This is a genomic window from Polaromonas sp. P1_E12, from assembly GCF_056405975.1.
This window is the reverse complement of record NZ_JBFUBB010000002.1, coordinates 526,787-550,140: the sequence shown is the minus strand read 5'-3', so window position 1 is coordinate 550,140 and position 23,354 is coordinate 526,787. Positions and strand designations below refer to the sequence as shown.

At 62.6% G+C, this 23,354-nt stretch carries 20 protein-coding genes and 1 tRNA gene; 8 read left to right on the top strand and 13 right to left on the bottom strand.

Translation table 11 applies throughout. The annotated features are described in order from the left end of the window. Positions 1–95: 95 nt before the first annotated feature. The 4 genes from tig to AC1D13_RS08410 all read right to left on the bottom strand — a co-directional run bounded on the left by tig (position 96) and on the right by AC1D13_RS08410 (position 6,160). Positions 96–1,406 carry a trigger factor gene (tig, locus tag AC1D13_RS08425; RefSeq protein ID WP_457280297.1) on the bottom strand — a complete coding sequence of 437 codons (1,311 nt, stop codon included), beginning with the start codon at positions 1,404–1,406 and terminating at the stop codon, positions 96–98. 108 nt (positions 1,407–1,514) lie between these two features. Next, positions 1,515–1,601: transfer RNA gene (locus AC1D13_RS08420), tRNA-Leu, on the bottom strand. Between the two features lie 118 nt (positions 1,602–1,719). After that, entirely contained in the window at positions 1,720–4,965 is a 3,246-nt protein-coding gene (locus AC1D13_RS08415; RefSeq protein ID WP_457280296.1) for an efflux RND transporter permease subunit, read from the bottom strand. 7 nt (positions 4,966–4,972) lie between these two features. Continuing rightward, positions 4,973–6,160 carry an efflux RND transporter periplasmic adaptor subunit gene (locus AC1D13_RS08410; protein WP_477689351.1) on the bottom strand — a complete coding sequence of 396 codons (1,188 nt, stop codon included), beginning with the start codon at positions 6,158–6,160 and terminating at the stop codon, positions 4,973–4,975. A 134-nt stretch (positions 6,161–6,294) separates the two neighbouring features. Here AC1D13_RS08410 and hpnC point away from each other — a divergent pair, with 134 nt between their 5' ends. The 4 genes from hpnC to hpnE all read left to right on the top strand — a co-directional run bounded on the left by hpnC (position 6,295) and on the right by hpnE (position 10,239). Further along, positions 6,295–7,158: a squalene synthase HpnC gene (hpnC, locus tag AC1D13_RS08405; RefSeq protein ID WP_477689350.1), complete on the top strand. Its 864-nt coding sequence runs from the start codon at positions 6,295–6,297 to the stop codon at positions 7,156–7,158. A gap of 60 nt (positions 7,159–7,218) precedes the next feature. Further along, positions 7,219–7,953, top strand: a complete 735-nt coding sequence (locus AC1D13_RS08400) for a hypothetical protein (RefSeq protein ID WP_477689349.1) — start codon at positions 7,219–7,221, stop codon at positions 7,951–7,953. 38 nt (positions 7,954–7,991) lie between these two features. Then, positions 7,992–8,834, top strand: coding sequence for a presqualene diphosphate synthase HpnD (hpnD, locus tag AC1D13_RS08395; RefSeq protein WP_477665732.1), 843 nt, complete (start codon positions 7,992–7,994; stop codon positions 8,832–8,834). 133 nt (positions 8,835–8,967) lie between these two features. Continuing rightward, the gene (hpnE, locus tag AC1D13_RS08390; RefSeq protein ID WP_477689348.1) at positions 8,968–10,239 is read left to right on the top strand and encodes a hydroxysqualene dehydroxylase HpnE; all 1,272 of its coding nucleotides are present in this window, start codon (positions 8,968–8,970) and stop codon (positions 10,237–10,239) included. A 95-nt stretch (positions 10,240–10,334) separates the two neighbouring features. On the opposite strand, the gene AC1D13_RS08385 is transcribed toward hpnE, so the two are convergent. Next, entirely contained in the window at positions 10,335–10,967 is a 633-nt protein-coding gene (locus AC1D13_RS08385) for a glutathione S-transferase family protein (protein WP_477689347.1), read from the bottom strand. 28 nt (positions 10,968–10,995) lie between these two features. Then, entirely contained in the window at positions 10,996–11,691 is a 696-nt protein-coding gene (locus tag AC1D13_RS08380; RefSeq protein ID WP_457280289.1) for an HAD family hydrolase, read from the bottom strand. Between the two features lie 33 nt (positions 11,692–11,724). Between AC1D13_RS08380 and hemH the strand changes: the two genes are divergently transcribed. Continuing rightward, the gene (hemH, locus tag AC1D13_RS08375; protein WP_457280288.1) at positions 11,725–12,855 is read left to right on the top strand and encodes a ferrochelatase; all 1,131 of its coding nucleotides are present in this window, start codon (positions 11,725–11,727) and stop codon (positions 12,853–12,855) included. A gap of 22 nt (positions 12,856–12,877) precedes the next feature. Here the strand turns inward: hemH and AC1D13_RS08370 are convergent, their stop codons facing one another. The 5 genes from AC1D13_RS08370 to AC1D13_RS08350 all read right to left on the bottom strand — a co-directional run bounded on the left by AC1D13_RS08370 (position 12,878) and on the right by AC1D13_RS08350 (position 18,213). Continuing rightward, complete coding sequence (locus tag AC1D13_RS08370; protein WP_477665728.1) at positions 12,878–13,873, bottom strand: Bug family tripartite tricarboxylate transporter substrate binding protein; 996 nt, start codon at positions 13,871–13,873, stop codon at positions 12,878–12,880. Positions 13,874–14,034: 161 nt separating this feature from the next. Beyond that, positions 14,035–15,060 (bottom strand): Bug family tripartite tricarboxylate transporter substrate binding protein, encoded by a 1,026-nt coding sequence (locus tag AC1D13_RS08365; protein ID WP_457280286.1) that lies wholly within the window; start codon positions 15,058–15,060, stop codon positions 14,035–14,037. Between the two features lie 24 nt (positions 15,061–15,084). Beyond that, positions 15,085–16,590, bottom strand: coding sequence for a tripartite tricarboxylate transporter permease (locus AC1D13_RS08360; protein ID WP_477689346.1), 1,506 nt, complete (start codon positions 16,588–16,590; stop codon positions 15,085–15,087). Further along, positions 16,590–17,108 carry a tripartite tricarboxylate transporter TctB family protein gene (locus tag AC1D13_RS08355; protein WP_457280284.1) on the bottom strand — a complete coding sequence of 173 codons (519 nt, stop codon included), beginning with the start codon at positions 17,106–17,108 and terminating at the stop codon, positions 16,590–16,592. Before AC1D13_RS08355 ends, AC1D13_RS08360 begins: the two co-directional genes overlap by 1 nt. A 145-nt stretch (positions 17,109–17,253) precedes the next feature. Beyond that, complete coding sequence (locus AC1D13_RS08350; protein ID WP_457280283.1) at positions 17,254–18,213, bottom strand: Bug family tripartite tricarboxylate transporter substrate binding protein; 960 nt, start codon at positions 18,211–18,213, stop codon at positions 17,254–17,256. 408 nt (positions 18,214–18,621) lie between these two features. Here AC1D13_RS08350 and AC1D13_RS08345 point away from each other — a divergent pair, with 408 nt between their 5' ends. From AC1D13_RS08345 to AC1D13_RS08335, 3 genes are all read left to right on the top strand, one after another. Continuing rightward, positions 18,622–19,320: a response regulator gene (locus AC1D13_RS08345; RefSeq protein ID WP_477689345.1), complete on the top strand. Its 699-nt coding sequence runs from the start codon at positions 18,622–18,624 to the stop codon at positions 19,318–19,320. Further along, positions 19,317–20,780: a sensor histidine kinase gene (locus AC1D13_RS08340; RefSeq protein ID WP_477689344.1), complete on the top strand. Its 1,464-nt coding sequence runs from the start codon at positions 19,317–19,319 to the stop codon at positions 20,778–20,780. The genes AC1D13_RS08345 and AC1D13_RS08340 overlap by 4 nt, the downstream gene beginning before the upstream one ends. A 71-nt stretch (positions 20,781–20,851) precedes the next feature. Then, on the top strand, positions 20,852–21,253 hold the full coding sequence (locus AC1D13_RS08335) for an RNA-binding S4 domain-containing protein (RefSeq protein WP_457280280.1): 402 nt from the start codon (positions 20,852–20,854) through the stop codon (positions 21,251–21,253). Between the two features lie 126 nt (positions 21,254–21,379). On the opposite strand, the gene AC1D13_RS08330 is transcribed toward AC1D13_RS08335, so the two are convergent. Further along, complete coding sequence (locus AC1D13_RS08330; RefSeq protein ID WP_457280279.1) at positions 21,380–22,138, bottom strand: aspartate/glutamate racemase family protein; 759 nt, start codon at positions 22,136–22,138, stop codon at positions 21,380–21,382. Positions 22,139–22,299: 161 nt separating this feature from the next. Beyond that, a complete protein-coding gene (locus tag AC1D13_RS08325; RefSeq protein ID WP_457280278.1) occupies positions 22,300–23,193 on the bottom strand; it encodes a transporter substrate-binding domain-containing protein in 894 nt (297 codons plus the stop codon). Between the last annotated feature and the right edge of the window lie 161 nt (positions 23,194–23,354).

Sequence of the window (23,354 nt, the reverse complement as noted above, 5' to 3'; positions counted from 1 at the left end):
GACAACAGACTCGCGAGCCGTTGTGCCGTAGCTCAAAGAAATTGGGGCCTGTGCCGCAAAGCACAAGCCCCAATGTCAGCAATAGCGCTGAAGAATCAGTTCTGGCCCATCAGCTCGTCGAAGGAGATGGTTTTTTCGCTGACTTTGGCCTTGCCCAGCACGAAGTCGGTCACGTTGTTTTCAATCACAACAGCCTCGACTTCGGCCATGCGGCGGTTGTCGCTCAGGTACCAGCGCACCACGTCTTGCGGCTTCTCGTAGCTGGCGGCCAGCTCTTCGATGTGCGCCTTGAGCTGCTCAGGCTTGGCCTGCAGGTCATTGCTGCGCACCAACTCGGCCACCACCAGGCCCAGGCGCACGCGCTTTTCGGCTTGGGGACGGAAGATTTCTTCGGGAATCGGCGCCTTGTCGGCGTCCTTGATGCCGCGCTGCTTCAAGTCGGCGCGGGCGCCTTCGATCATGCGGTCCAGTTCGGCCTGGACGCTGGACTTGGGCAGGTCGAGTTCGGCGTTGGCCACCAGCGCGTCCATCACTGCGTTCTTGTTACGGGCCAACAGGCGGAACTTGACTTCGCGCTCGAGGTTTTTCTTGATGTCGGCGCGCAAGCCTTCGACCGTGGAGTCAGCGATGCCCAGGGACTTGGCCAGTGCTTCATTGACTTCGGGCAGGTGAGCTGCTTCGATCTTTTTGACCGTCACGAGGAAATCGGCCTGTTTTCCGGCCACATCTTTACCGTGGTAGTCGGCGGGGAAGTTCAGGGGGAAAGTCTTGCTTTCGCCGCTTTTCATGCCGCGCACGGCGTCTTCGAATTCCTTGAGCATCTGCCCGTCGCCGATCAGGAACTGGTAGTCCTCGGCCTTGCCGCCTGCGAAAGGCTCGCCGTCGATCTTGCCTTCGAAGTCGATGGTGGCGCGGTCACCGTCTTGCGCCGGCGCATCGGCTGCGCGCTGGGCAAAGGTACGGCGCTGCTTGCGCAGGATATCCAGCGTCTTGTCGATGGCGGCGTCGCTGACTTCAGCGCTGACCTTTTCGACTTCGGCGCCCGACAGGTCGGCGATCTTGACTTCAGGGTAAACCTCAAACACCGCGTCAAACACCAGTTCGCCCTCAGGCGCACCTTCTTTTTCGCTGATGCGCGGCTGGCCGGCAACGCGCAGCTTGGCTTCGTTGGCGGCCACGGCAAAAGCCTCGCCGACCTTGTCGTTCATGACTTCGTAATGCACCGAATAGCCATAACGCTGGGCCACCACGTTCATGGGGACTTTGCCCGGACGGAAACCGTCCATCTTGACCGTGCGGGCCAGCTTCTTCAGACGGGTGTCAACTTCCGACTGGATGGTGTTGACGGGCAGCGTGAGCGTCATTTTGCGCTCGAGCTTTTCAAGGGTTTCAACAGTCACGGCCATGATGGTTCCTAAGATCAAAAATAGTCAAAACAGGTTTTCACCTGGCATGTTGCGGGATTTCCGCAACGGCTGAGCGCACGGGGCAACAGGTGCCCACAGGTCTCAGGGTGGTGCGCGGGGGGGGACTCGAACCCCCACACCATTGCTGGCGTCAGGACCTAAACCTGGTGCGTCTACCAATTTCGCCACCCGCGCGCCGGAAACAAAAACGGGAATCCGAAAAACCTCCGAATCCCCGCTTGAAATCGGTCAACTCTCTATTTTAGCCGTTATCGGGCCCGGTTTTCCGTCCGCAACCGGCGGCCAGAGAGAATCACGCCGGCAGTGGCTTGGCGCTGTCTTGTGGCTTGATGTCCTGCCCGTCTTCCCGTTTGACACGGAACCACGCTGCATACATGGCAGGCAGAGCCAGCAAGGTCAGCACCGTCGCCACCACCAGGCCGCCCATAATGGCGACCGCCATAGGCCCCCAGAACACGCTGCGCGACAGCGGGATCATCGCCAGCACCGCGGCGGCAGCCGTCAGCACGATAGGCCTCAACCGGCGCACGGCGGATTCGACGATGGCGTCCCAGGTGGGCACGCCTCGGGCACGGTCCTGCTCGATCTGGTCGATCAGGATGACGGAGTTGCGGATGATCATGCCGAACAGTGCAATCACGCCCAGCAGCGCGACGAAACCAAACGGCCGGTTCAGCAGTAGCAGTGCTCCGGCCACGCCTGCGATGCCCATGAAGCCCGTCAGAAAGGCGAGGATCGAACGGCTGAAACTGTGCAGTTGCAGCATCAACAGCGTGAGGATGATAAACAGCGCCACCGGCAATCCAGCAACAATGGAAACCGAACCCTTGCTGCTTTCTTCCACCGCGCCAGCCACCTGGATGCGGTAGCCCGTCATGCCATTGCCCTGCCATTTGGCTTCCAGCGCCTTGAGCTTGGGCATCAACTCCTGCGTCACCGTGGCGCCTTGCAGACCTTCAACGATGTCGCTCTGCACCGTGATGGCGTAGTCGCGGTTCTCGCGCCACATCACACCCGGCTCCCAGGTAAATACCGGCTTGGCAATCTGCGTCAGCGGAATCGCTTTGCCCGACGCCGTGGGCAGATAGGCGTTGCCGATGTCGGTGATGGCGTTGCGCTCGTCCAGCGGCTGGCGCAGCACGATGTCAATCAGCTTGTCGCCCTCACGGAATTGGCCCACCTGCGTGCCTGCCAGGATGGTGCGCGAAGCCTGTGCAATCGACTGGCTGGTCACGCCCAGCGTGCGCGCCTTGGCCTGATCCACTTCCAGCCGCAGCACTTTCACCGATTCATTCCAGTTGTCGTTGACGCCGCGCGTGTTGCCGCTTTCGCGCATCACCGCCTTGACTTCATCGGCGCGCTCGCGCAGCACCAGCGGGTCAATGCCCACGACACGGAACTGAACCGGGTAAGGCACCGGCGGGCCGTTGGGCAGCAGCTTGACGCGGCCCCGCACCTCGGGAAATTCGGTGGCCAGCAGCGCCGGCAGCTTGATGCGCAATGATTCGCGCACCTTCAAATCCTGAGGCACCACAATCATCTGCGACACGTTGGTCTGCGGAAAGACCTGGTCCAGCGGCAAATAAAAGCGCGGCACGCCCGAGCCTATCCAGGTGCTCACCGTGCTCACGCCCTCTTCCTTCATCAGGCGCGCCTCAACCCGTTTGGCCGTAGCCTCGTTGGCGGCGAAGGAAGTCCCTTCCGGGAACCAGATGTCGACCATGATTTCAGGGCGGCTGGAGTCGGGGAAGAACTGCTGCTGCACCTTGCCCATCCCCACGATGCCCAACGCGAAGATCAGCACGGTGGATCCGATCGTGATCCAGCGGTGCTGCACGCACCAGTTCACCGTTTTGCGGAAATTGCTGTAGAACGGGCTGTCGAACATTTCGTGCGGGCTGTCCTGGCCCGCGGCCACTTCCTGCACATGCGGCGGCACCTTGAGCAGCAGCGTGCCCAGGTAAGGCACGAAATACACGGAAACGATCCAGCTGAGCACCAGCGCGATCACGGTCACCGCAAAAATCGCGAAGGTGTATTCACCGGTGGTGGACTTGGCCAGGCCGATAGGCAAAAAGCCCGCGGCGGTAATCAAGGTACCCGTCAGCATGGGCATGGCGGTGATCTCATAGGCGAAGGTGGCGGCGCGCACCTTGTCGTACCCCTCCTCCATCTTGCGCACCATCATTTCGACAGCGATGATGGCATCGTCCACCAGCAGGCCCAGCGCGATGATCAGCGAGCCCAGCGAAATCTTGTGCAGCCCGATACCGTAGTACCACATGGCCAGAAAGGTCAGGCTCAGCACCAGGGGAATGGTGATGCCCACCACCAGGCCGGGCCGCATGTCGATGTAATAGCGCTTCCACAACGGCAACTGGCCGGGGCCGTTGTGTGGCCGCTTGTGAAAGCCCAGGGCGATGAAACTGACCGCCAGCACGATCACCACGGCCTCGATCAGCACGCGCACAAATTCATTCACCGAGGTCGCCACCGCCTTGGGCTGGTTCTGCACGTTCACCAGTTTGATACCGGCGGGCAGGGTTTTCTCGATGCGGGCTGAGAGCGCGGTGAGCGACTTGCCCAAAGCGATGATGTCCCCGCCCTTACCCATGGACACGCCCAATGCAATCACTTCCTTGCCCTGGTGGTGCACCTTCACGGAAGGCGGATCCACATAGCCGCGCTTGATCTCGGCAATGTCACCCAGTTGTAGCTGGTTGCCCGAACTGCCCCGGATCGGCATCACCCGCAGCTGCTCAATCACTTCGAACTGGCCCGCCACGCGCACCTGCACGACATCCAGCGGCGTCTGAACCGCCCCGGCCGACTCAATCGCGTTTTGCTGGCCCAGCTGCGCCAGCACTTGGTTCAGGTCCAGCCCCAGTTGCGCCAGGCGCTTTTGCGAGATTTCGATGAAAACTTTTTCATCTTGCACGCCGAAAAGTTCAACCTTGCTCACGTCGGGTACGCGCAGCAGTTGCTGGCGCACATCGTCGGCAAAGGTCTTGAGTTCGGCGTAATTAAAACCGTCGGCCTCCAGCGCGTAGATCACGCCATAAACGTCGCCGAAATCGTCGTTGAAGAACGGCCCCTGGATACCGCCGGGCAGGGTGCCGCGCATGTCTGCGACCTTCTTGCGTACCGAATACCAGACGTTGGGCACGTCCGCGGGCTTGGACGAATCCTTGATCTGGAAAATGATCTGCGACTCGCCCGGCTTGGAGTAGCTGCGTATCTTGTCGGCGAAGGGCGCTTCCTGCAGCGTGCGCTCCAGCTTGTCGGTCACCTGCTCGGCCACCTGCTGCGCCGTGGCCCCCGGCCAGTAGGTGCGCACCACCATGGCGCGAAAGGTAAACGGTGGGTCTTCGTCCTGTCCGAGCTGAAAGTAGGCGGCAAAGCCCAGAATCATCAGCACCAGCAGGAGGTAACGGGTGAGCGCCGGATGGTCCAGCGCCCATTTGGAAAGGTTGAACCGGGTCGAGGGCGAAGCCAGTTCGCCGGCAGCGCTGCTGCTGTCTGGGTGGGGTTGCGTCATGCCGCCCTCACTTCGCAGCAGAAGCTGCGGAAACGGCAGCCGGCACCGTGACAGGGGCCGCGGGCACCACAGGTGTTGCTACGGAATTAATAGCTGTTTGCGCAGGACTGGCACCGGCTACAGCCACACTCGGCTGGTAAATACTGACTTTCTGGCCCGGTGAGAGCACATGCACGCCGGCGCTGACCACCATCATCCCGGGCTGCAGCCCGGAAGCCACCACCACGTCGTTGCCGTCTGCCGTGGCAACCTGAATGAGTTGCGGCTTGACGGTCATGGTGGCCTTGTCAACCACCCATACCGCCGTGGCCTTGCCTTCCTGGCGCAGCGCCGTTGTCGGCAGCTTGATGACCGGCGCGCCGACCACGCTGCCGGCCTGCGGCACCACATACACCGTGGCGCCCAGCGGCGGCGGTTCTTTCGCGTCAACAGAAACCTTGACGGTGTAGGTCCGCGTGACGGGGTCGTTGCTGGCCGCCACTTCGCGCACTTTTCCGGTCAATTCGGCGGTCTGGGACCACACGCGGATACTGACCGGCGAGCCGACCTTGATCGCCGCCACCTTGTCTTCGGGCACAGAGAACACCACATCACGCACACCATCCGCTGCAATCCGCACCACCGGCGCGCCGGCCGTCACGACCTGGCCCGGCTCGGCCTCGATGGCGGTGACGACACCTGACACGTCGGCGACCAGCGCCGCGTAGTTTGCCTGGTTGCCCTGCACTGCCAGCTGGGACTGGGCTTGCTCCAGTTGCGCCTGGGCCGCCTTCAGCGTGGTTTCACGGCGCTCAAGCTCGGCACCGCTGATGAAGTTCTGCTCTTTCAGCTCCCTGTAGCGCTTGAAATCGGCAGCAGCAAGGTCGCGGTTGGTGGCCGCAGCTGCCACCTGCGCACGGGCTGCATCGGCCGCGAGCTTGTAATCCTGGGGATCGAGGTTGGCAAGCACTTGCCCGGCCTTGACGCGCTGGCCCAGTTCAGCCTGCCGCTTGATGATCTTCCCCGCAACCCGAAAGCCGAGCCTCGATTCCACCTGGGCGCGGACCTCGCCGGCATATTCGTGGCTCGATGAAAAGGCGTTGGTCCCGACAGTGACCACCTTGACGGCGCGAACCGGCTCTTCTGGCGGGGCGGGTTTGGAACAGGCTGCCAGCAGGACGGCGGCGCCCACCAGGGAGAAAACGGTTTTGTTCATGATCTGATCGGGATGAAACCCGCTTGGATGGCAGGGTAAAAAATGAGCCTGGAAAAGAGTCAGGAAGCTGCTACTGACTGACCGGTTAGTAATCTAGGGTAATTGCCAGGGCTTGTCAAGCGACAATCGCCCGCATGACCCAAGGCTCCCAATCGCCAGCCACCCTGACGCCGTCTCTGCAGGGTGTGGCGCACTATGAAAACTTCCCGGTGGCTTCGCTGCTGTGCCCACCGCGCCTGCGCCCGCCCATCGCGGCGATTTACTGGTTTGCCCGCACGGCGGATGACATGGCCGATGAAGGCGATGCCCCGCCGCAAGCACGCCTGGATGACCTGGCGGCCTACCGCGCCGACCTGGTGGCCGCCTCCACAGGCCTGGCGCCCTCGTCTCGCTGGGCGCCGGTGTTTGCACAGCTGGCGCCCATGATGGCGGAATTCCAGCTGCCGGTAAACCTGCTGGCTGACTTACTCAGCGCTTTTGAGCAGGACGTCGTCAAGCAGCGTTATGCCGATGAGGCCGAACTGGCCCATTACTGCAACCGCTCGGCCAATCCCGTGGGCCGGCTGCTGCTGCACCTGTACGGCATCCATGACGCCGCCTCGCTGCACATGAGCGACTGCATTTGCACCGCCCTGCAGCTCATCAACTTCTGGCAAGACCTCAGCGTGGACATTCCGCGCGGCCGTATTTACCTGCCGGCCGATGCCTGGGCCCGCCACGGCGTTGACGAAGCGCAGCTGCTGGCGCTGGATGTCAACCCCTCTACTATCAATTTGATAGCTGCTTGCGCACGCTCTGCAAGGGCCACGATGCTAAAAGGCTTGCCACTCACGAAAAGAATACCGGGCCGCGGCGGCTGGGAGTTGCGCCTGGTGGTGCAAGGCGGCTTGCGCATCCTTGAGAAGATCGAGTCCCAGGGATTCAATACCCTGCAGCGGCGCCCCAAGCTGGGCCCCCGGGATGTGCTGGTGATGGGCTGGCGTGCGCTGTTCATGTAGGCAAACAACCGGATCTCACCGGGGACGGACAGATCCATCAACAAACCCACAGAAAGCCACATGGCAACGCCACCGGTAAAACTGCCGCCCTCGGGCCTCTATCGCGCGCTGGTGTGGGGCCTCTTTCTCTTTTGCATCAGCTTCGCGCTGATCGGCGGCGTCATTGCAGAGCAGGCCCTGGCCGCCCTCAATTGCCAATTCCATGCAGACCCGCGAGCCGGAACGTGTTCCTTCCTCCAGAACGCGTTGGCCTCAAGGCTCACACCCTTTTTGTCTGCAGAGACGCCGCTGGACTACCCCTTCATGCTGCTGCGCAGTTTCTGGGGGCTCATCCTGGCCTGGCTGGTTGCCATCGGCTGGAGCCGCCATGCCGCCCAGAACCCCCGCAAGCCCGTGACCACTTCGCGTGCGCCTGTCCCGGCAGCAATTTCCTTCCGGCGGGCCTTGCACCGTTTTCTGCAATCCAGCTTCTGGATTCTGCTGCTGGGGTTGATTGCGTTTTGCATCGCCTTCGGCACGCCCTTCCTGAGCACGTATGTATCGCGCGAAATACTGCAGGCCCTCGGATGCAATCCGGGCAGCTTCGATCCCCTGGTATCGGCCTGCATGTCCAGGCCTGGTTTCTGGACACCGCGGCTGCAGCCGTTCCTGCTGCCCTTGCTGGGTCAATTAGGCTCTCCGCTCTGGCTCTTCTGGCAATTCGGCGATGTATTGATCGTCTGGGTCGTCCTGATTGCCGTGGTGTTTGCGCTGAAGCTTTACTTCGCCGAACGCACTGCCCCCAAAGCATCCTGATACCCATCGGCCAACAAGTCCCATGTGACAATTACCGCATGACGCCTGAGCAATATGTCCAGCAAAAAGCCGCCGCATCCGGCAGCAGTTTCTATTACGCCTTCCTGTTTTTACCCAAGGAACGGCGCGCCGCCATCACCGCGTTCTACGCCTTTTGCCGCGAAATCGACGACGTCGTCGACGAAATCACCGACCCCGGTGTAGCGCGCACCAAGCTCGCCTGGTGGCAAGGCGAAGTGCTAAACGCCTATGCCGGCACCCCGACGCATCCGGTGATGAAAGCGCTGATGCCGCACGCCCCAACTTACCGCATCGAAGCGCGCCACCTGCAGGCTGTCATCGACGGCTGCCAGATGGACCTGGAGCAGAACCGCTACCTGGATTTTCCCGGCCTGCGGCAGTATTGCCACCTGGTGGCCGGCATCGTGGGCGAAGTGGCGGCGCGCATCTTCGGCCAGACCGACGAAGCCACCACCGCCTACGCGCACAAACTCGGCCTGGCGTTCCAGCTCACCAATATCATCCGGGACGTCGGCGAAGACGCGATGCGCGGCCGCATCTACCTGCCCGTCAACGAGCTGCAGCAATTTGACGTGAAGGCGCATGAGGTCCTCAAGCGCCAGTACTCCGACCGCTTCAGCGCGCTGATGAAATTCCAGACCGACCGCGCGCTGGCACTTTACGACGAAGCGCTGGCCATGCTGCCCGAAGCCGACCGCCGCGCCCAGAAACCCGGCCTCATGATGGCCAGCATCTACCGCACCCTGCTGCGCGAAATCGCCGCCGACGGCTACCAGGTGCTGCACCAGCGCGTCAGCCTCACACCGCTGCGCAAATTCTGGTTAGCGTGGAAGACCCAGGCCTTCGGCAAAATCCAATGAGCCCCCACGCTCCCCACTTCGTGTGGTTCGCAGCCCCCCGCGGGGGCGCTGCGCCTGCGGTCTGGCAAAGCCAGTCCCGCGGCCCCGGCTGGTATGGAACTCGCGCAACCCCCGGCCTGCAAGCGTGCCCGTCATGAGAGTCGCCGTGATCGGCGCCGGCTGGGCCGGCTGCACTGCGGCTGTCGAGGCCACGCGCCTGGGTTATCAGGTCACGTTGTTTGAGGCCACCCGCATCGCCGGCGGGCGGGCGCGCCGCGTTGGCGGCACTGTGGCAGGCAAGCCGGTCGTGCTCGACAACGGCCAGCACATCCTGATTGGCGCTTATGCCGAAACGCTGCGCCTGATGAAGGACCTGGGTGTCGACGCAGAAACTTCCTTGCTGCGGCTGCCGCTGACGCTGCGGTTTCCGGACGGCAGCGGCCTGAAGCTTCCGCAACTGCCGGCCCCCCTCGATGCGCTGGCCGGCATCCTCCTGGCGCGCGGCTGGTCCTGGGCCGACAAACTTTCGATGCTCAAGGTCGCCGTTGGCTGGCAGCTCGCGAAATTCAAGTGCGACCCCGGCGTGTCGGTGGCCGACCTGTGCCGCAGCCTGTCACCCGGTGCCATGGCCTCATTGATCGAGCCCCTCTGCGTCTCGGCGCTGAACACCCCTGCAGAGCGGGCCAGCGGCCAGGTTTTCCTGCGCGTTATGCACGACTCGCTGTTTTCGGAAAGCGGCGGTTCCAACCTCTTGCTGCCGCGCGCCGACCTCAGCGCGCTGCTGCCCGACGCCGCCCTGCGCTGGCTGGCGGCCCAGGGCAGCACCGTGCGGCTGGGCGCCCGCGTGCAATCCATTGCGCCCCTCGGTTCCAGCTGGGTGGTCAACACCGACATCAGCGCAGCCTTCGACTGCGTGGTGCTGGCCTGCCCGCCCCATGAAGCGGCGCGGCTTGCGGAAGACAGCGGCCTGCAACCCGGCGACTGGCTGGCGCAGGTGAAAGGCCTTCAACACGAAGCGCTGACCACGGTCTACGCCTGGGCGGCAGGCGTGCGCCTTCAGCAGCCCATGCTGTCCTTACCCGCCGATGCGACCGCACCCGCGCAATTTGTGTTCGACCGCGGGCAACTGGGCGGACCCACCGGCCTGCTGGCTTTTGTGATCAGCGCCAGCACGGGCGATGGCGCGACGCTTGCCGCGCAGGTGCTGGCGCAGGCGGCCCAGCAACTGGGCCTGGACACCTTGCAGGTGGTGCAAACCATCGTGGAAAAACGCGCGACTTTTGCCTGTACGCCAGGCTTGCTGCGTCCGGCCACTGATGTGGCGCCTGGCCTTTACGCCTGTGGCGACTACATCGCCGGGCCTTATCCGGCCACGCTGGAAGGCGCCGTGCGCTCGGGGCTGGAAGCGGCGCAGCGCCTGCATTGATCTGCCCCGGCACATCCGCGCTCCGCGGTCATTGCGGCCACGTCACCCGTATTGCTATCAATTAAATAGCTGTTTGCGCAAAGCCACAAAGGGTTTCAGGAACTTTTCGCCATCAATCTCACTGCACGGTACGCCGGACGCGCAAGACAGCGCTTGAGCCACTCGTCCACTGCCGGGCATTGCGCCATCAGACCGGCAGCACCCTGAATCCACGCCAGCACGGAAGCCACGCAGATATCGGCCGTCGTAAAGCGTTCACCCGCCAGGTAGCTGCGCGACTGCAAATGCTGCTCAAGCACCCGCAGTGGGCCCAGCAGATGCCGCTCGGCGTCCTCGGCCAACTGGGGCTTGCGGCGCTCTGCCGGCATCATGATGCGATGCATCAGGAACGCCAGGGCGTCTTTTTCGCACTCGGTCACCACCCAGAAGCTCCAGCGCAGGATGTCTGCCTGCTCCGCAGGGTTCTGTGCGGCAAGGCCTGGCGCATCGTTTTTTTTGAATCGCTCGGCCAGGTAAAGCACGCAGGCCATGGACTCCCAGACCAGAACCCCATCGTCGTCCACTACCGGGATGCGGCCGTTCGGGTTGATGGCGAGAAATTCCGGCGTGCGCGTGGCGCCACCCACATACGGCAACGCAACGTGCTCATAGGCCAGGCCCATTTCCTGCGCCGCCCACAGGGGGCGCGCTGCGCGTGAGGCAGCTGTGCCGTAGATTTTGAGTGTCATGGAAAGCGCCTCCTGAAAGTCAACCCGTTCAGCGCGGGAACAAATCGCACAGCTCGGTCAGCGTGGTCACTGTTTCGTGCGGCACCGCGGGGTGTGCCCACATCTGGTCGGAGCGATTCACCCACACCGTCTGCATGCCGCAATTAAGCGCGCCCAGCACGTCCAGCGTGGCGTCGTCACCCACATGCAATACTTCCTGGGGCTGCACCTCCACGGCCCCAGCTGCCGCATGAAAAATGCGCGGGTCGGGCTTGCCCACACCGAACTGCTGGGCACTGATAGCCGCCCTGAAATAGCGGCCTATACCGATTCGTTCGACGTCCGCGTTGCCGTTGGAAACCGCCACCAGCGGGTAACGCCCGGACAGGAATTCCAGCGCCAGCACCGCGTCTTCAAACAAGGTGACCCGGTTGCGCTCTTCAAAGAAGACGTTGAACGCGGCTTCCGCCAGCAACGGGTCTTCGCCGGAGCGGTACAGCGCCACCCGTATCGCCTCCCGGCGTATCGCGCTCAGGTTGTATTTGAGCTCCGGGCGCGAGCGTGTGACGTGCTCCCGGATCTCATGGCGCGCCGCCGGATTGGAGAACAGCGCCGCGGTCATCGGTGCATGCTGGCTGAGCCAGTCGTCCAGTGCTTTCTCGGCCCTTTCAATGGCAGGCCAGATGGGCCACAGGGTGTCATCGAGGTCAAGTGTGATGGCTTTTATGGTGGACAGGTCAAGCATAGGCAGCGTCAATGGGATAGGCGAGAATAACCCATGTCTTTTCGCTCGCGCATCCTCACACCTTTCAACCCCGAGCCCCCCTTCACGCACGGTGCAGCGCCGGCCACGCCCACGGCCTGCGGCACGGCCGTCCTGCTCTGCAACCTGGGTACGCCCGATGAGGCGACGGCACCGGCATTGCGCCGCTACCTCGCGGAGTTTTTAAGCGACCCGCGCGTGGTGGAGATCCCCAGAGCGCTCTGGTGGCTGATCCTGCACGGAATCATCCTGCGCGTGCGGCCCAAAAAGTCCGCGGCCAAGTACGCCAGCATCTGGATGAAGGAAGGCTCGCCGCTGCGGGTGTGGACGCAAAAGCAGGCTGTCTTGCTGCGCGGTTACCTGGCAGTGCGCGGACTGCCCGTCGAGGTGCGTTACGCCATGCGTTACGGCCATCCATCCATCGCCTCGCAGCTTGACCAGCTCAAGGCCGACGGCGTCATGCGCATCCTCATCCTGCCGGCCTATCCGCAATACAGCGGCACCACCACCGCCAGCGTCTTTGATGCGGTCTACACCTGGGCGGCGCGCATACGCCGCATCCCCGAGTTCCGCTTTGTCAACCACTACCACGATCATCCCGGCTATATCAGCGCGCTGGCGGCACGCGTGCGCGAACACTGGCGCACCGCCGGCCGCGGCGAACAACTGGTGATGAGTTTTCACGGCGTACCCGAACGCACCCTGAAGCTGGGCGACCCGTATCACTGCGAATGCCATAAAACCGCCCGGCTGCTGGCCACCCAACTGAACCTGCAGCCTGCGCAGTACAAGGTGACCTTCCAGTCGCGCTTTGGCAAGGCCAAATGGCTTGAGCCGTACACCGAGCCCACACTGGTGGCCCTGGCAAAGGCAGGTGTCGGGCGCGTCGATGTAATCTGTCCCGGCTTTACCGGCGACTGCCTCGAAACGCTGGAGGAAATCAACATGGAAGCCCGCGAGGCTTTCCTGCACGCGGGCGGCAAGGAGTTCAGCTACATCCCCTGCCTGAACGACAGCCATGAATGGATTGCGGGGCTTGCCGAGCTGGCGCAGCAGCATCTTTCAGGCTGGCCGGCAGCCGGTGCAGACACCGCGGAATTGGCCAGCACACGCCAGCGCGCGCGGGCCCTGGGCGCCACCCAATAAGCCATATTCCTTGCGGTGGCTATCAAGCCTTGAGCTTGAGCAGCTGCATCATCAGCTGTGTGGTCTTGGTATCAAAGTCGATAAAGTTGGTAAGGTCAGCCCCGGACAGCCAGGACTGCTCCCAATAACTTTCCTTGAGCGTTTTTTTCCAGAGCTCATAGGCCAGCGATGCCTTGACGCCTTCAACCATCTCCGACTGGCGCGCGGGCGTGACGCCCTGGCCGGTGAAGACAGCCCGCCAGTTCGCCATGTCCAGATCCAGCCCCTGCTCTCGCACGGACCGCACACCGTAGCTTGTCTTCTTGGATGACACACCCACCGCGCGCAGCTTGCCGCTGGCCAGTTCTGCGCTGAAAGTTCCGTATCCGGAAACACCAGCCACTGCTTTCCCGGTCAATACCGCATCCACCAGCTCAAAATTGCGGGCAAAGGGCAGGTACACCGGGTCTTCAGGGCGGCTACCGGCCGACTTGGCCAGCAGGCCGGCGAACACGTGGTCCACACCCCCAACAGAACCAATCGCCATGGGCGTCAGCCTGGGGCTGGTGCGCAGGCGCTCAGCCAGTTCGTTGACGGTCTTGATGGGCGAGTTGCCAGCGACCACCACCACCAGGTAGTCACTGGTCAGGCGGGCCACCGGGCGGAGCCGGGTCAGATCCACGGCTGGTTTTTGCAAAGCCACTGCGCCGACCAGGTTGCTGTCGCCCATGAAAAGCGCATTGGGATCGGAGCCGTACTTGCCGGCATACAAGGCCAGCCCCGTGGTGCCGCCGTTGCCCTCCTTGTTTTCGTATTCAATCTCGTCGCTCAGGCCCAGACCGACCAGGGCATCGCCGAGGGCACGGCCCGCTTCGTCCAGCGTGCTGCGCGAGGCGGCTGGTATGACGATGCGCAACCTGGGCGCAAGCTTGCCCTTCACGGCAGCCTGTGCCCACAAGGGTGCAGGGACAACGCCGGCGGCAGCTGCGCCCAGGCAAGAGAGCCCACCGAGAAAAATACGTCGTCGAACAGTCGGCATGAGATTCTCCAGCGGTGGTGGCATGTATCAGGCAACAGGCCGGCATTTGCCGGCTTCCCCAACAGGTACAGCACTTTCCATGCCATCCATCAGATGGATGCCGGAGAAAGAAAAGGGGTGACCCACGCGGTCGCCCCTTCCGAAAACCCTGCCGCAGAGTGTCAGGCTTTGAGCTTGAGCAGGTGCACCATGACTCGCGAGGTCGTCAGGTCAAAGTCAATGAAGCTGGCAAAACCGGGCCCCGAGAGCAGCGAAGAGTCCCAGTGGTTCTGCTTCAGTGTTTTTTGCCAGGACTCATACCCTGCGGCGGCTTTCACCGCTTCGACCATTTCGGCCTGGCGGGCGGGTGGCACGTTTTGGCCGGTAAACACGCCACGCCAGTTGGCCATGTCCACATCGAGCCCCTGCTCGCGAATCGAGGGAATGCCAAAAACCGTGCGCTTGGACGACACGCCAATGGCACGCAATTTTCCGCTGGCGAGTTCATCGCTGAACTCGCTGTAGCCCGATATGCCGGCCACTGCCTTGCCACCCAGCACAGCCTGCACCACCTCGGCACCGCCGGCGAAAGGCAAATACACCAGTTCTTCCGGTTTGCTTTGGGAGGCTCGGGTCAACACCCCTGCAAACACGTGGTCCACACCACCGGCCGACCCGCCGGCGATCGGCACGTCTTTGGGGTTGGTGCGCAGCCGGCTGGCAAGATCGGCAACGGTACGGATCGGCGAGCTGGCAGCCACCACCACCACGAGGTAGTCACTGGTCAGGCGGGCTATCGGCTGGATGCGAGTCATGTCGACCGCGGGTTTTTGCAAGGCAACCGCGCCCACCATGACCATACCGCCCATCAACAGGGTGTTGGGATCGTTGCCGTATTTTTCGGCGTAATAAGCCAGGCCGATGGTGCCGCCCTTGCCGCCCTTGTTTTCGTATTCAATCTCGTCAGCGGCGCCGACACCCAGCAAGGCCGTACCCAGCGCACGGCCGGTCTGGTCCCAGCCCCCGCCGGCGTTGGCCGGTATCACAATGCGCAGTTTCGAAGTTAGTTTGGCGGCCTTACCTTTTGGAGAAGCGACAGCTGCCGCTGCCTTGGCGGATTGCGCCAATGCAGGGAATGTACTGCCCAATGTGGTCAGGCCCAACCCGGCGAGCCCACCCAATGCGGTGCGTCGTTTGATGTTCAGCATGTCATCTCCTTTTAGTAATAAAACTCAACTTGCAGGTTTTTTCGCCTTCCAGTATTTAGCCATACGCGGAAGCACCAGCACCGCAACCACAATCACGACCAGCGTGATCGACATGGGGCGCTGGAAAAACACGGCGGGGCTGCCTTCGCCAATCGACATGGCATTGCGCAATTGAGCCTCAGCCAGCGGGCCAAGGATCATGCCCACCACCACAGGGGCGGTCGGAAAGTCAAAGCGTCGCATCAGCACACCGAGCAGGCCGATGGCGTACAGCAAAAAGAGGTCGAATGCACTTTGCCGCATGCCGTATGCGCCCACCGTCGCAAAAATCAGGATACCCGCGTACAGCTGCGGTTTGGGAATTTTCAGCAGTTTGACCCACAGGCCCACCATGGGCAGGTTCAGCACCAGCAGCATCACGTTGCCGATGTAAAGCGAAGCAATCAGCGCCCACACCAGGGCGGCTGACGTGGTGAACAGTTGCGGACCGGGCTGGATGCCGTAGTTCTGGAACGCGCCCAGCAAGATCGCCGTGGTGTTGGAGGTCGGTATGCCCAATGTGAGCAGCGGGATCAGCGCAGCCGTCACGGTCGCATTGTTGGCAGCCTCGGGGCCGGCCACGCCTTCGATGGCGCCTTTGGTGCCGAACTCCGCACTGTGCGGCTGGTTTTGGGCCAGCTTCTTTTCCGTTGCATAGCTCAGGAAGGTCGGGATCTCGGTGCCGCCCGCCGGGATGCACCCGAAGGGCGCGCCGATGGCCGTGCCACGCAACCAGGCGGGGATCGACCGCTTCCAGTCCGCCTTGGTCATGTGCACGCGGCTGAGCTTGTTCTGCTCTTCCACCATGCGGCCTTCATACAGCACCGCATAGAGCACTTCGGCAACCGCAAAGAGGCCCACCGCCACCAACACGATTTCAATGCCGTCCAGCAGTTCCGGGATGCCGCCGGTATAGCGACCCTGGCCGGAGATCTGGTCGAGTCCCACGCAGCCTGCGGCCAGGCCGACCAGCAGCGCCGTCATTCCGCGCAAGGTGCTTTTGCCCAACACCGCACTCACCGTGGTGAAGGCCAGCAGCATCAAGAGGAAGTATTCCGGTGGACCCAGCTTGACTGCGAACTCGGCCACAAAAGGCGCAAACAGCGTGACGATGACGGTGGCAATGGTGCCTGCCACAAACGAGCCGATAGCAGCCGTGGCCAGTGCCGCGCCCGCGCGCCCGCTCTTGGCCATCTTGTTACCCTCCATGGCCGTCACCATGCTGGCGGTTTCGCCAGGCGTGTTCAGCAGGATGGACGTGGTCGATCCGCCATACATCGCGCCGTAGTAAATGCCTGAGAAGAAGATCATCGAGGCCGTGATATCGACCTTGCCGGTAATGGGCAGCAGCATCGCCACCGCCACCGCCGGGCCGATGCCGGGCAGCACACCCACCGCTGTGCCGAGAGCACAACCCACCAGACACCAGAGCAAATTAACCGGCGTGATCGCTGTCGCGAAACCCGCCATCAGGGCATTGAAAATATCCATCAGATCCACCCCGTGCTGGTCAGGCCCGGCAGATTAATCGCCAGGAATTTCGTGAACATCCAGAACACCGGCGCAGAAATCGCGAAACCCACCCCAAAATCGGTGACCCAGGTAAGCGGCGCATTGACGCTTGCCTGGCCACCCGCACGGCGCAGGCCTTGCACAGCCAGCAAATAACACAGCGTGCAGCTCAGAATAAAACCGATGGTGGTGATGAGGGCGGCATTAAGCAACAAGCCCGCCGAGACCCATACAAAACCCGGCCAGTAGGCCTGCGCCGCACCCGAAGGCAGGTCCAGGTCCCGAAAGCCGCCACTGCGCGCCTCCCAGATGATGAAGGCGCCACAAATGGCGAGGCCCACCGACACCACCCAGGGCAGGAAATTGGGGCCTACACCGCCATAACCTGCCTCGGAAGAAATGCTGATCGCACCAAAGGCCAGCGCCAGGCCGGTCAGCAGCACACCGGCACCGACCAGAGTTTGCGGCCAGACGGCCGAGGGATCTGAAGTTGTCATCGTTATAGTTCCCGAAAGGCGGGGAAGGTTGGCCAGACATGAGCAGTCTGGGGGCACGCGGGCCTTTCGTCAAATTTTCATCAAATTTGACGGCGCCGCGTGCCGCTGATACGCGAAAGCGTGGGGGGCGTAAAAACGCCGAAGATCAGACCATGCCGGACTTGACCATCGTGGCGCGCAGCGCCGCAAAGTCGTCATCCACGAACTTGGCAAATGCCTCGCCCGTCAGGACTGCGGGAGTCCAGTCGTTCTTCTTGACGGCTTCGGCCCAGGCCGGCGACTTGAGCGCGGCCAGCACCATGTCGGTCAGGGCCTTGCGCTGTGCGTCCGTGATTCCAGGCGCACCGTAGACCCCGCGCCAGTTGCCGATTTCGACGTCAATGCCCTGCTCCTTGAGCGTCGGCACATCCACACCGGGGAGGCGCTTGCCCGAGGTCACGGCAATGGCCTTCATCTTGCCGGCCTTGATGTACTCGGCAAATTCGCTGTAGCCGCTGCCGCCCACTGTGACGTTGCCGCCCAGGATGGCAGCCGTGGCTTCGCCGCCGCCGCGGAAAGCCACATAGTTGATCTTCGAGGGATCGGCACCGACCTTCTGCGCGATCATGGCCGCTGCGATGTGCTCGGTGGAGCCGCGCGAACCGCCGCCCCACTTCACACTGCCGGGGTCTTTCTTGAGCTGCTCGACCACGTCCTTCATGGACTTGAATGGCGAGTTGGCAGGCAGCACAAACACGTTGTATTCGCTGGACAGGCGTGCAATCGGGGTGGCTTGCGACAGGCTGACCGGCGGTTTGCCGGTGATCAGGCCACCCAGCATGACGGCGCCCATCACCATCAGTGCGTTGGGGTCGCCCTTGGAGCCGTTGACGAACTGGGCCAGGCCCAGTGCGCCGGCGGCGCCGCCCTTGTTGTCATAGGTCACGGTATCGGCGGCCTTGGAGTCCGTCAGGGCCTTGCCCAGGGCACGGCCCGTGGTGTCCCATCCGCCGCCGGGATTGGCGGGAATCATCATCTTGACGTTGGCCGCGGCAAAAGCCGGCAGGGGCAAGGCGCCCGCAGCCGCCATGGCTGCCAGGGATTTGAGAAAGGTATCGCGACGCATGAATGTCTCCTTGAAAATAGGATTGTGAAATTGTTGAGCTTGCCGGGCTGGCGAAGGCATCCAGCCGATCACGGGCTTATCATGCGCTTCGTTTCTGTCAAACGGCTGTCCGGAAGCATTGGGGAAAGTGCTAATGTCTAGGGCCTGTTAACACTATGTTTGCAAATGCGAATGGGGTGAGAAAGCCGCCAATCAAGGCGCGTGACGACGCCCAGACCTTCGTCTGGGCTAGGAGCGCAACGCCGAGTGGCGGCTTTCTCACCCCATTCCCTCCGGGTTGCGATCAAAAAAGCCTTGCGCGTCGTTGCAAAGCCTTGACGGGGTCCACCCCGCCTGCGTTTTGCGCCTTGCTCAAGGCCTTTTTGACTCGCAACGCATCTTGCAAACATAGTGTTAACAGGCCCTAACATGTTGCCCCCCATGAAATTGTTACTGATCGAAGACGATGCCTCGATGCAGGCCGCGCTGCAGCGAGCACTGGGCCGCCGCGGCATGGAGGTTTTCAGCTGCACCGACGGCCGCCAGGCGCTGGCGCAATGGACGGACACCCAGCCCGATGTGGTGGTGCTGGACCTCAGCCTTCCCGGCATGGACGGCTTGCAGGTGCTGGAGCAGGCGCGCCTCAAGGGGCTGGCCACACCGGTGCTGATTTTGACCGCACGCGGCACGGTAGGTGACCGCATCATGGGCCTGAACACCGGGGCCGACGACTACCTGCCCAAACCCTTCGACCTGGACGAACTGGAAGCACGCCTGCGTGCCCTGAGCCGCCGGCGTGCGGCAACCGCCCTTCCCATGGAAAACGACGCCGGCGCACAGATCGTGGGCGAGTTGCGCTATGAAAAAGACAGCGGGGCCATCTACCACCGCGACCAGGTGCTGGAGCTGACGCCCCGTGAACTGGCGCTGTTGCAGGCACTGATCGCCAAACCCGGCCATGCAGTGTCAAAAGAGCGCTTGTTCGAGCTGGTGTTTCCCGGCGAGGCGGACGTGCAATACGAGGCGGTGGAAGTGGTGGTGTACCGCCTGCGCAAGAAACTGGCGCAAACCGGCGTCACGCTGGTCACACTGCGCGGCCTGGGCTATTTGTTGAAAGTGGATGCATGAGCTCCCCGCAGCCGCGACAGGACGTTCAGGCAGTTCCCTCCGCAGCACCCGAAACAAAACCCGGCGCAAGCGCCATCTCCCTGCGCAGATACCTGCTCATCGGCATTCTTTTGCCGGTGGGCCTGCTGGTAGTGGCCAACACCTTCAGCCTGTACCAGCAGGCATTGGGCGCGGTGAACACGGCTTATGACCGTACGCTGCTGGCTTCTGCCAAATCCATCGGCGAGCAGCTCGATGTTACGGGCTACGACGAGCAGTCCGAGCTGCGCGTCACAGTGCCCTACGCGGCGCTGGAAGCTTTTGAAGCTGACAACCAGAGCCGGCTTTTTTACCGGGTCTCCAGCCTCGGCGGCAGCATGGTGTCCGGTTTTTCGGAGTTGCCGTTCTGGCACGGGCGCATCCCGGCACGGCCCCCCTATTCGGCGCTGGTGGATTTTTATGACGACGTCTTCATGGGCGACGATGTGCGGGTCGCGGTTCTGCTCCAGCCCGTGTCCAGTGCAAAAGGCCGCGCCATGGCGGTAATCCAGGTGGCCGAAACCCTGGAACTGCGCAAAACACTGGCCCGCAAAATCCTGTTCGACACGTTGTGGCGCCAGGCCCTGCTGCTGGCGGTGATCGCCCTGGTGGCGATCGTCGTGGTGCAGCGCGCCACCCGGCCCGTACGGCGCCTCAGCGCCGAGCTGCAGGCCCGTCCCGAAGGCGACCTGACGGCAATTACCGCGCCCGATGCGCCCCGCGAACTTCTGCCGCTGGTGGATGCCACCAACGAGGTTATGGGCCGGCTGCAGCACCTGCTGGACAACCAGAAGCGCTTTGTCCGGGATGCGGCCCACCAGCTGCGCACACCGCTGGCGGTGCTCAAGGTACAGGTGCAATCCGCACTGCGCGGCGACATGGATGCCCGTGACGCGCTGGCGGAAATCAACCAGACGGTGGACCGCGCCACCGTCCTGGCCAACCAGATGCTGGCGCTGGCCAAGGTGGAGCAATTGCGCCAGCAGGCTGACCTGCAGGCCATCGACCTGGCGCAGGTGGTGCGCTCTGTGGCGCTGGACCTCTCGCCCCTGATCGCCGAGAAGGACATCGATTTCGAGATAGAAACCGTGCCGGCGCGCGTCACATCGCATGAATGGATGCTGGGCGAACTCACGCGCAACCTGCTGCACAACGCCATCAAGCATACGCCGGCCGGCGGCACGCTGACGGTGCGCATTGTGCGCGATGCAAGCGTTGTCGCCATGACCATCAGCGACAGCGGGCCGGGGGTGTCGGCAGAGTTGTCGGCGCGGCTCTACCAGCCTTTTTCCGCAGGCAACGTGCGCCACGGCTCCGGGCTGGGCCTGGCCATTTGCCGCGAGATCACCGAAACCATGCATGGCAGCATTACGCTGGAAAACCGCGTCGTGCACGGCCGTGTGACGGGCCTGGACGCCACGGTACGCCTGCCCACGACGTGAGAACCTGTTCACGATCCAAACGCGGCGCGATCCTACACAGCGCCCCATGCCTTGGTACAGAATAGGCCCCAATGGACAAATTGCGAATCGACAAGTGGCTGTGGGCCGCCCGCTTCTACAAGACCCGCGCCCTGGCAGTGGAAGAAATTGACAAGGGCCGCGTACGCATCAACGGCATCGAAGCCAAGCCCGCGCGTGAAGTCAAATCCGGCGACACCGTGACACTGCGGCAGGGCCCCTACACCCGTACCCTGATGGTGCGCGGCATCAGCAAGCTGCGAGGCGCAGCGCCGGTGGCCCAGCAGCTCTACGAAGAAACCGAAGAAAGCCTGCGCCTCAAAGCCGAGGCCGCCGAGCAGCGCCGGGTGGCAGCCGATCCGGCCGGCAGCCAGGAACATGGACGCCCCACCAAACGCGACCGGCGCACGCTCGACAAGGCCTGGGACAACCGCTGGAGCGCATCAGCCGATTGAGAGACTGGGAAACTGCCCCGTTTTCGCTATCATTTTTATAGCTACTCGCGCACATTCCCATTGGACTAGAGGCCTATTTGATTCAAAAATTGGCTGTTCTGAGCCATGCAGGATGGTGATGAACGCTCAGGCATACGCTCGCTGCGCCAGCGCCCGCGCCAGCAGGGCCGCCGGATCCACCAGTTCAAGTGAATCCATGCCAGGCACCGCGCTGAGTGCCAGCGGAATCTCGGTGCAGCCCAGAACCAGCACTGAAAGACCGTGCCGCCCTGCAAGCGCGCTGGCCACGCCTGCAAAACATTCACGCGCCAAAGCCATGTTGCCGGCTTTCACGCCCTCATAGATGCCGCGCATCAGGCGTTCACGCTCTTCAACGGAAGGAATGTGGCATTGCAGCCCCGCCTGGCGCAAGGCCTGGTCGTAGAGGCCCGCCCGGTACGTACCCTCGGTCGCCAGCAAACCTACTTGCCCTACCCCGCGGCCGGCCAGGTTTTGCGCGACCTCACGCGCCACGTGCAGCACTTCAAGCTGGGGAAAGCGCTCCTGCAATTCGGCGTGCCACGCATGGGCCGTGTTGCACGCCACCGCGACAGTGGTGGCACCTAACGCGGCGAGTTTCCCCATTGCTTGCAACATGGGATCCAGGGGCTGATGGCCGCCCGGCCCCGGTGAACCCAGCGCGTTGCTGCGGTCCGGCACCGGCACCTGGGCCAGCCAGTGCTCGGGAAATGCCTGGTCAGACACGGGAATCTGCAGCGACCGCATGTGATCCGCGCACGCCTGGACAAACAGCCGCGCAAAGTCCGCGCCGGCCGCCGGGCCCATGCCGCCCAGGATGCCGACCACATGGGCTCTGTGCAGGGCCTGTCTTTCAGTGCTGCTCATGGCTCAAACTCCAAAACAAAATTCAAGGCGCGCACCCACCCACTGGCGCCAAAGGCTCCGGGTTGGGGATTTCTGGGGGAGGAGAAGCTGCGGACCCGATCGGGCGCGGCAGCTGTGAAAGCAGGACGGGGAGCGGCGCGCAGGCGCTCCCCGTCTGGTGCTTACATGGCCGGCTTGTCGCTCAGCGCCTTGAGGTTGGCCTTCAGCTCTTCGCTCATCGGCAGGTTCAGGTTCACGCCCTTTGGCGGGATGGGTGAGGTGAACCACTTGGCGTACATCTTGGCAAAGTCGCCGGACTTGATCAGGCGGATGATCGTGCCGTCCACCAGCTTCTTGAACTCAGGGTCGTCCTTGCGCAGCATGCAGGCATAGGGCTCCACCTGCAGCGAATCACCCACCACTTCCAGCGACGCCGGATTCTTGGAGTTGGCCATCAGGCCGAACAACAGGATGTCGTCCATGGCAAAAGCCAGGGCGCGATCGCTCTCGACCAGCAGCAGCGAATCGTCGTGGTCTTTGCCCAGAATGAGCTGCATGTCGAGTTTTTTGTCGGCGCTGTACTTGCGGATCACTTGCGCGTTGGTGGTGCCGGTCGTGCTGGCCACCGTCTTTTTGGCCAGGTCGGCGTAGTTCTTGATGCCGGATGATTTTTTAACCAGCAGGCGGGTGCCGGTGTAGAAGTGGTTGATGGCAAAAGCCACATCCTTGCCGCGCGCGCTGTTGTTGGTGGTCGAGCCGCACTCGAGGTCGTAGGTGCCGTTGACCAGCAAGGGGATGCGGTTTTGCGAGGTCACGGGCATGTAGGCGACTTCGAGATTGGGTTTTTTCACCTTCTTGCGAATGTCGTCAATGATGGCTTCTGTCAGTTCTGCCGAAAAACCCACCGAGGTTTTGGACCCGATCAGGTAGCTGAAAGGCACCGAAGCTTCGCGATAGGACACGGTGATCTTGTTGCTGTCGGCGATCTTTTTCAGGGTCGGCACCGTTTGCGCGCCGGCAGTGGTGGCCAGGCCGGCTGTCAGCAGCACGGCGGTCATGAGGATAGTGAATTTCATGCTTGTCCTTTCGGGGGGGCGGTGGGTTGGTAGTTTCGGGAAGCTGGCATCGCTAGTGTAGGAACAGCAGCGTCTGGCGTGTCATTCATTTTCGCGGCAAACCCATGACCAAAACTCATGGTTTACCCAGAATCCCTTCGGCCACCCTTCGCAGGAGGGCA

What these genes read in the sequence shown, in the direction of transcription:
- tig (WP_457280297.1), bottom strand. Translation starts at nt 1,406, where the DNA reads ATGGCCGTGACTGTTGAAACCCTTGAAAAGCTCGAGCGCAAAATGACG.
- AC1D13_RS08415 (WP_457280296.1), bottom strand. Translation starts at nt 4,965, where the DNA reads ATGACGCAACCCCACCCAGACAGCAGCAGCGCTGCCGGCGAACTGGCT.
- AC1D13_RS08410 (WP_477689351.1), bottom strand. Translation starts at nt 6,160, where the DNA reads ATGAACAAAACCGTTTTCTCCCTGGTGGGCGCCGCCGTCCTGCTGGCA.
- hpnC (WP_477689350.1), top strand. Translation starts at nt 6,295, where the DNA reads ATGACCCAAGGCTCCCAATCGCCAGCCACCCTGACGCCGTCTCTGCAG.
- AC1D13_RS08400 (WP_477689349.1), top strand. Translation starts at nt 7,219, where the DNA reads ATGGCAACGCCACCGGTAAAACTGCCGCCCTCGGGCCTCTATCGCGCG.
- hpnD (WP_477665732.1), top strand. Translation starts at nt 7,992, where the DNA reads ATGACGCCTGAGCAATATGTCCAGCAAAAAGCCGCCGCATCCGGCAGC.
- hpnE (WP_477689348.1), top strand. Translation starts at nt 8,968, where the DNA reads ATGAGAGTCGCCGTGATCGGCGCCGGCTGGGCCGGCTGCACTGCGGCT.
- AC1D13_RS08385 (WP_477689347.1), bottom strand. Translation starts at nt 10,967, where the DNA reads ATGACACTCAAAATCTACGGCACAGCTGCCTCACGCGCAGCGCGCCCC.
- AC1D13_RS08380 (WP_457280289.1), bottom strand. Translation starts at nt 11,691, where the DNA reads ATGCTTGACCTGTCCACCATAAAAGCCATCACACTTGACCTCGATGAC.
- hemH (WP_457280288.1), top strand. Translation starts at nt 11,725, where the DNA reads ATGTCTTTTCGCTCGCGCATCCTCACACCTTTCAACCCCGAGCCCCCC.
- AC1D13_RS08370 (WP_477665728.1), bottom strand. Translation starts at nt 13,873, where the DNA reads ATGCCGACTGTTCGACGACGTATTTTTCTCGGTGGGCTCTCTTGCCTG.
- AC1D13_RS08365 (WP_457280286.1), bottom strand. Translation starts at nt 15,060, where the DNA reads ATGCTGAACATCAAACGACGCACCGCATTGGGTGGGCTCGCCGGGTTG.
- AC1D13_RS08360 (WP_477689346.1), bottom strand. Translation starts at nt 16,590, where the DNA reads ATGGATATTTTCAATGCCCTGATGGCGGGTTTCGCGACAGCGATCACG.
- AC1D13_RS08355 (WP_457280284.1), bottom strand. Translation starts at nt 17,108, where the DNA reads ATGACAACTTCAGATCCCTCGGCCGTCTGGCCGCAAACTCTGGTCGGT.
- AC1D13_RS08350 (WP_457280283.1), bottom strand. Translation starts at nt 18,213, where the DNA reads ATGCGTCGCGATACCTTTCTCAAATCCCTGGCAGCCATGGCGGCTGCG.
- AC1D13_RS08345 (WP_477689345.1), top strand. Translation starts at nt 18,622, where the DNA reads ATGTTGCCCCCCATGAAATTGTTACTGATCGAAGACGATGCCTCGATG.
- AC1D13_RS08340 (WP_477689344.1), top strand. Translation starts at nt 19,317, where the DNA reads ATGAGCTCCCCGCAGCCGCGACAGGACGTTCAGGCAGTTCCCTCCGCA.
- AC1D13_RS08335 (WP_457280280.1), top strand. Translation starts at nt 20,852, where the DNA reads ATGGACAAATTGCGAATCGACAAGTGGCTGTGGGCCGCCCGCTTCTAC.
- AC1D13_RS08330 (WP_457280279.1), bottom strand. Translation starts at nt 22,138, where the DNA reads ATGAGCAGCACTGAAAGACAGGCCCTGCACAGAGCCCATGTGGTCGGC.
- AC1D13_RS08325 (WP_457280278.1), bottom strand. Translation starts at nt 23,193, where the DNA reads ATGAAATTCACTATCCTCATGACCGCCGTGCTGCTGACAGCCGGCCTG.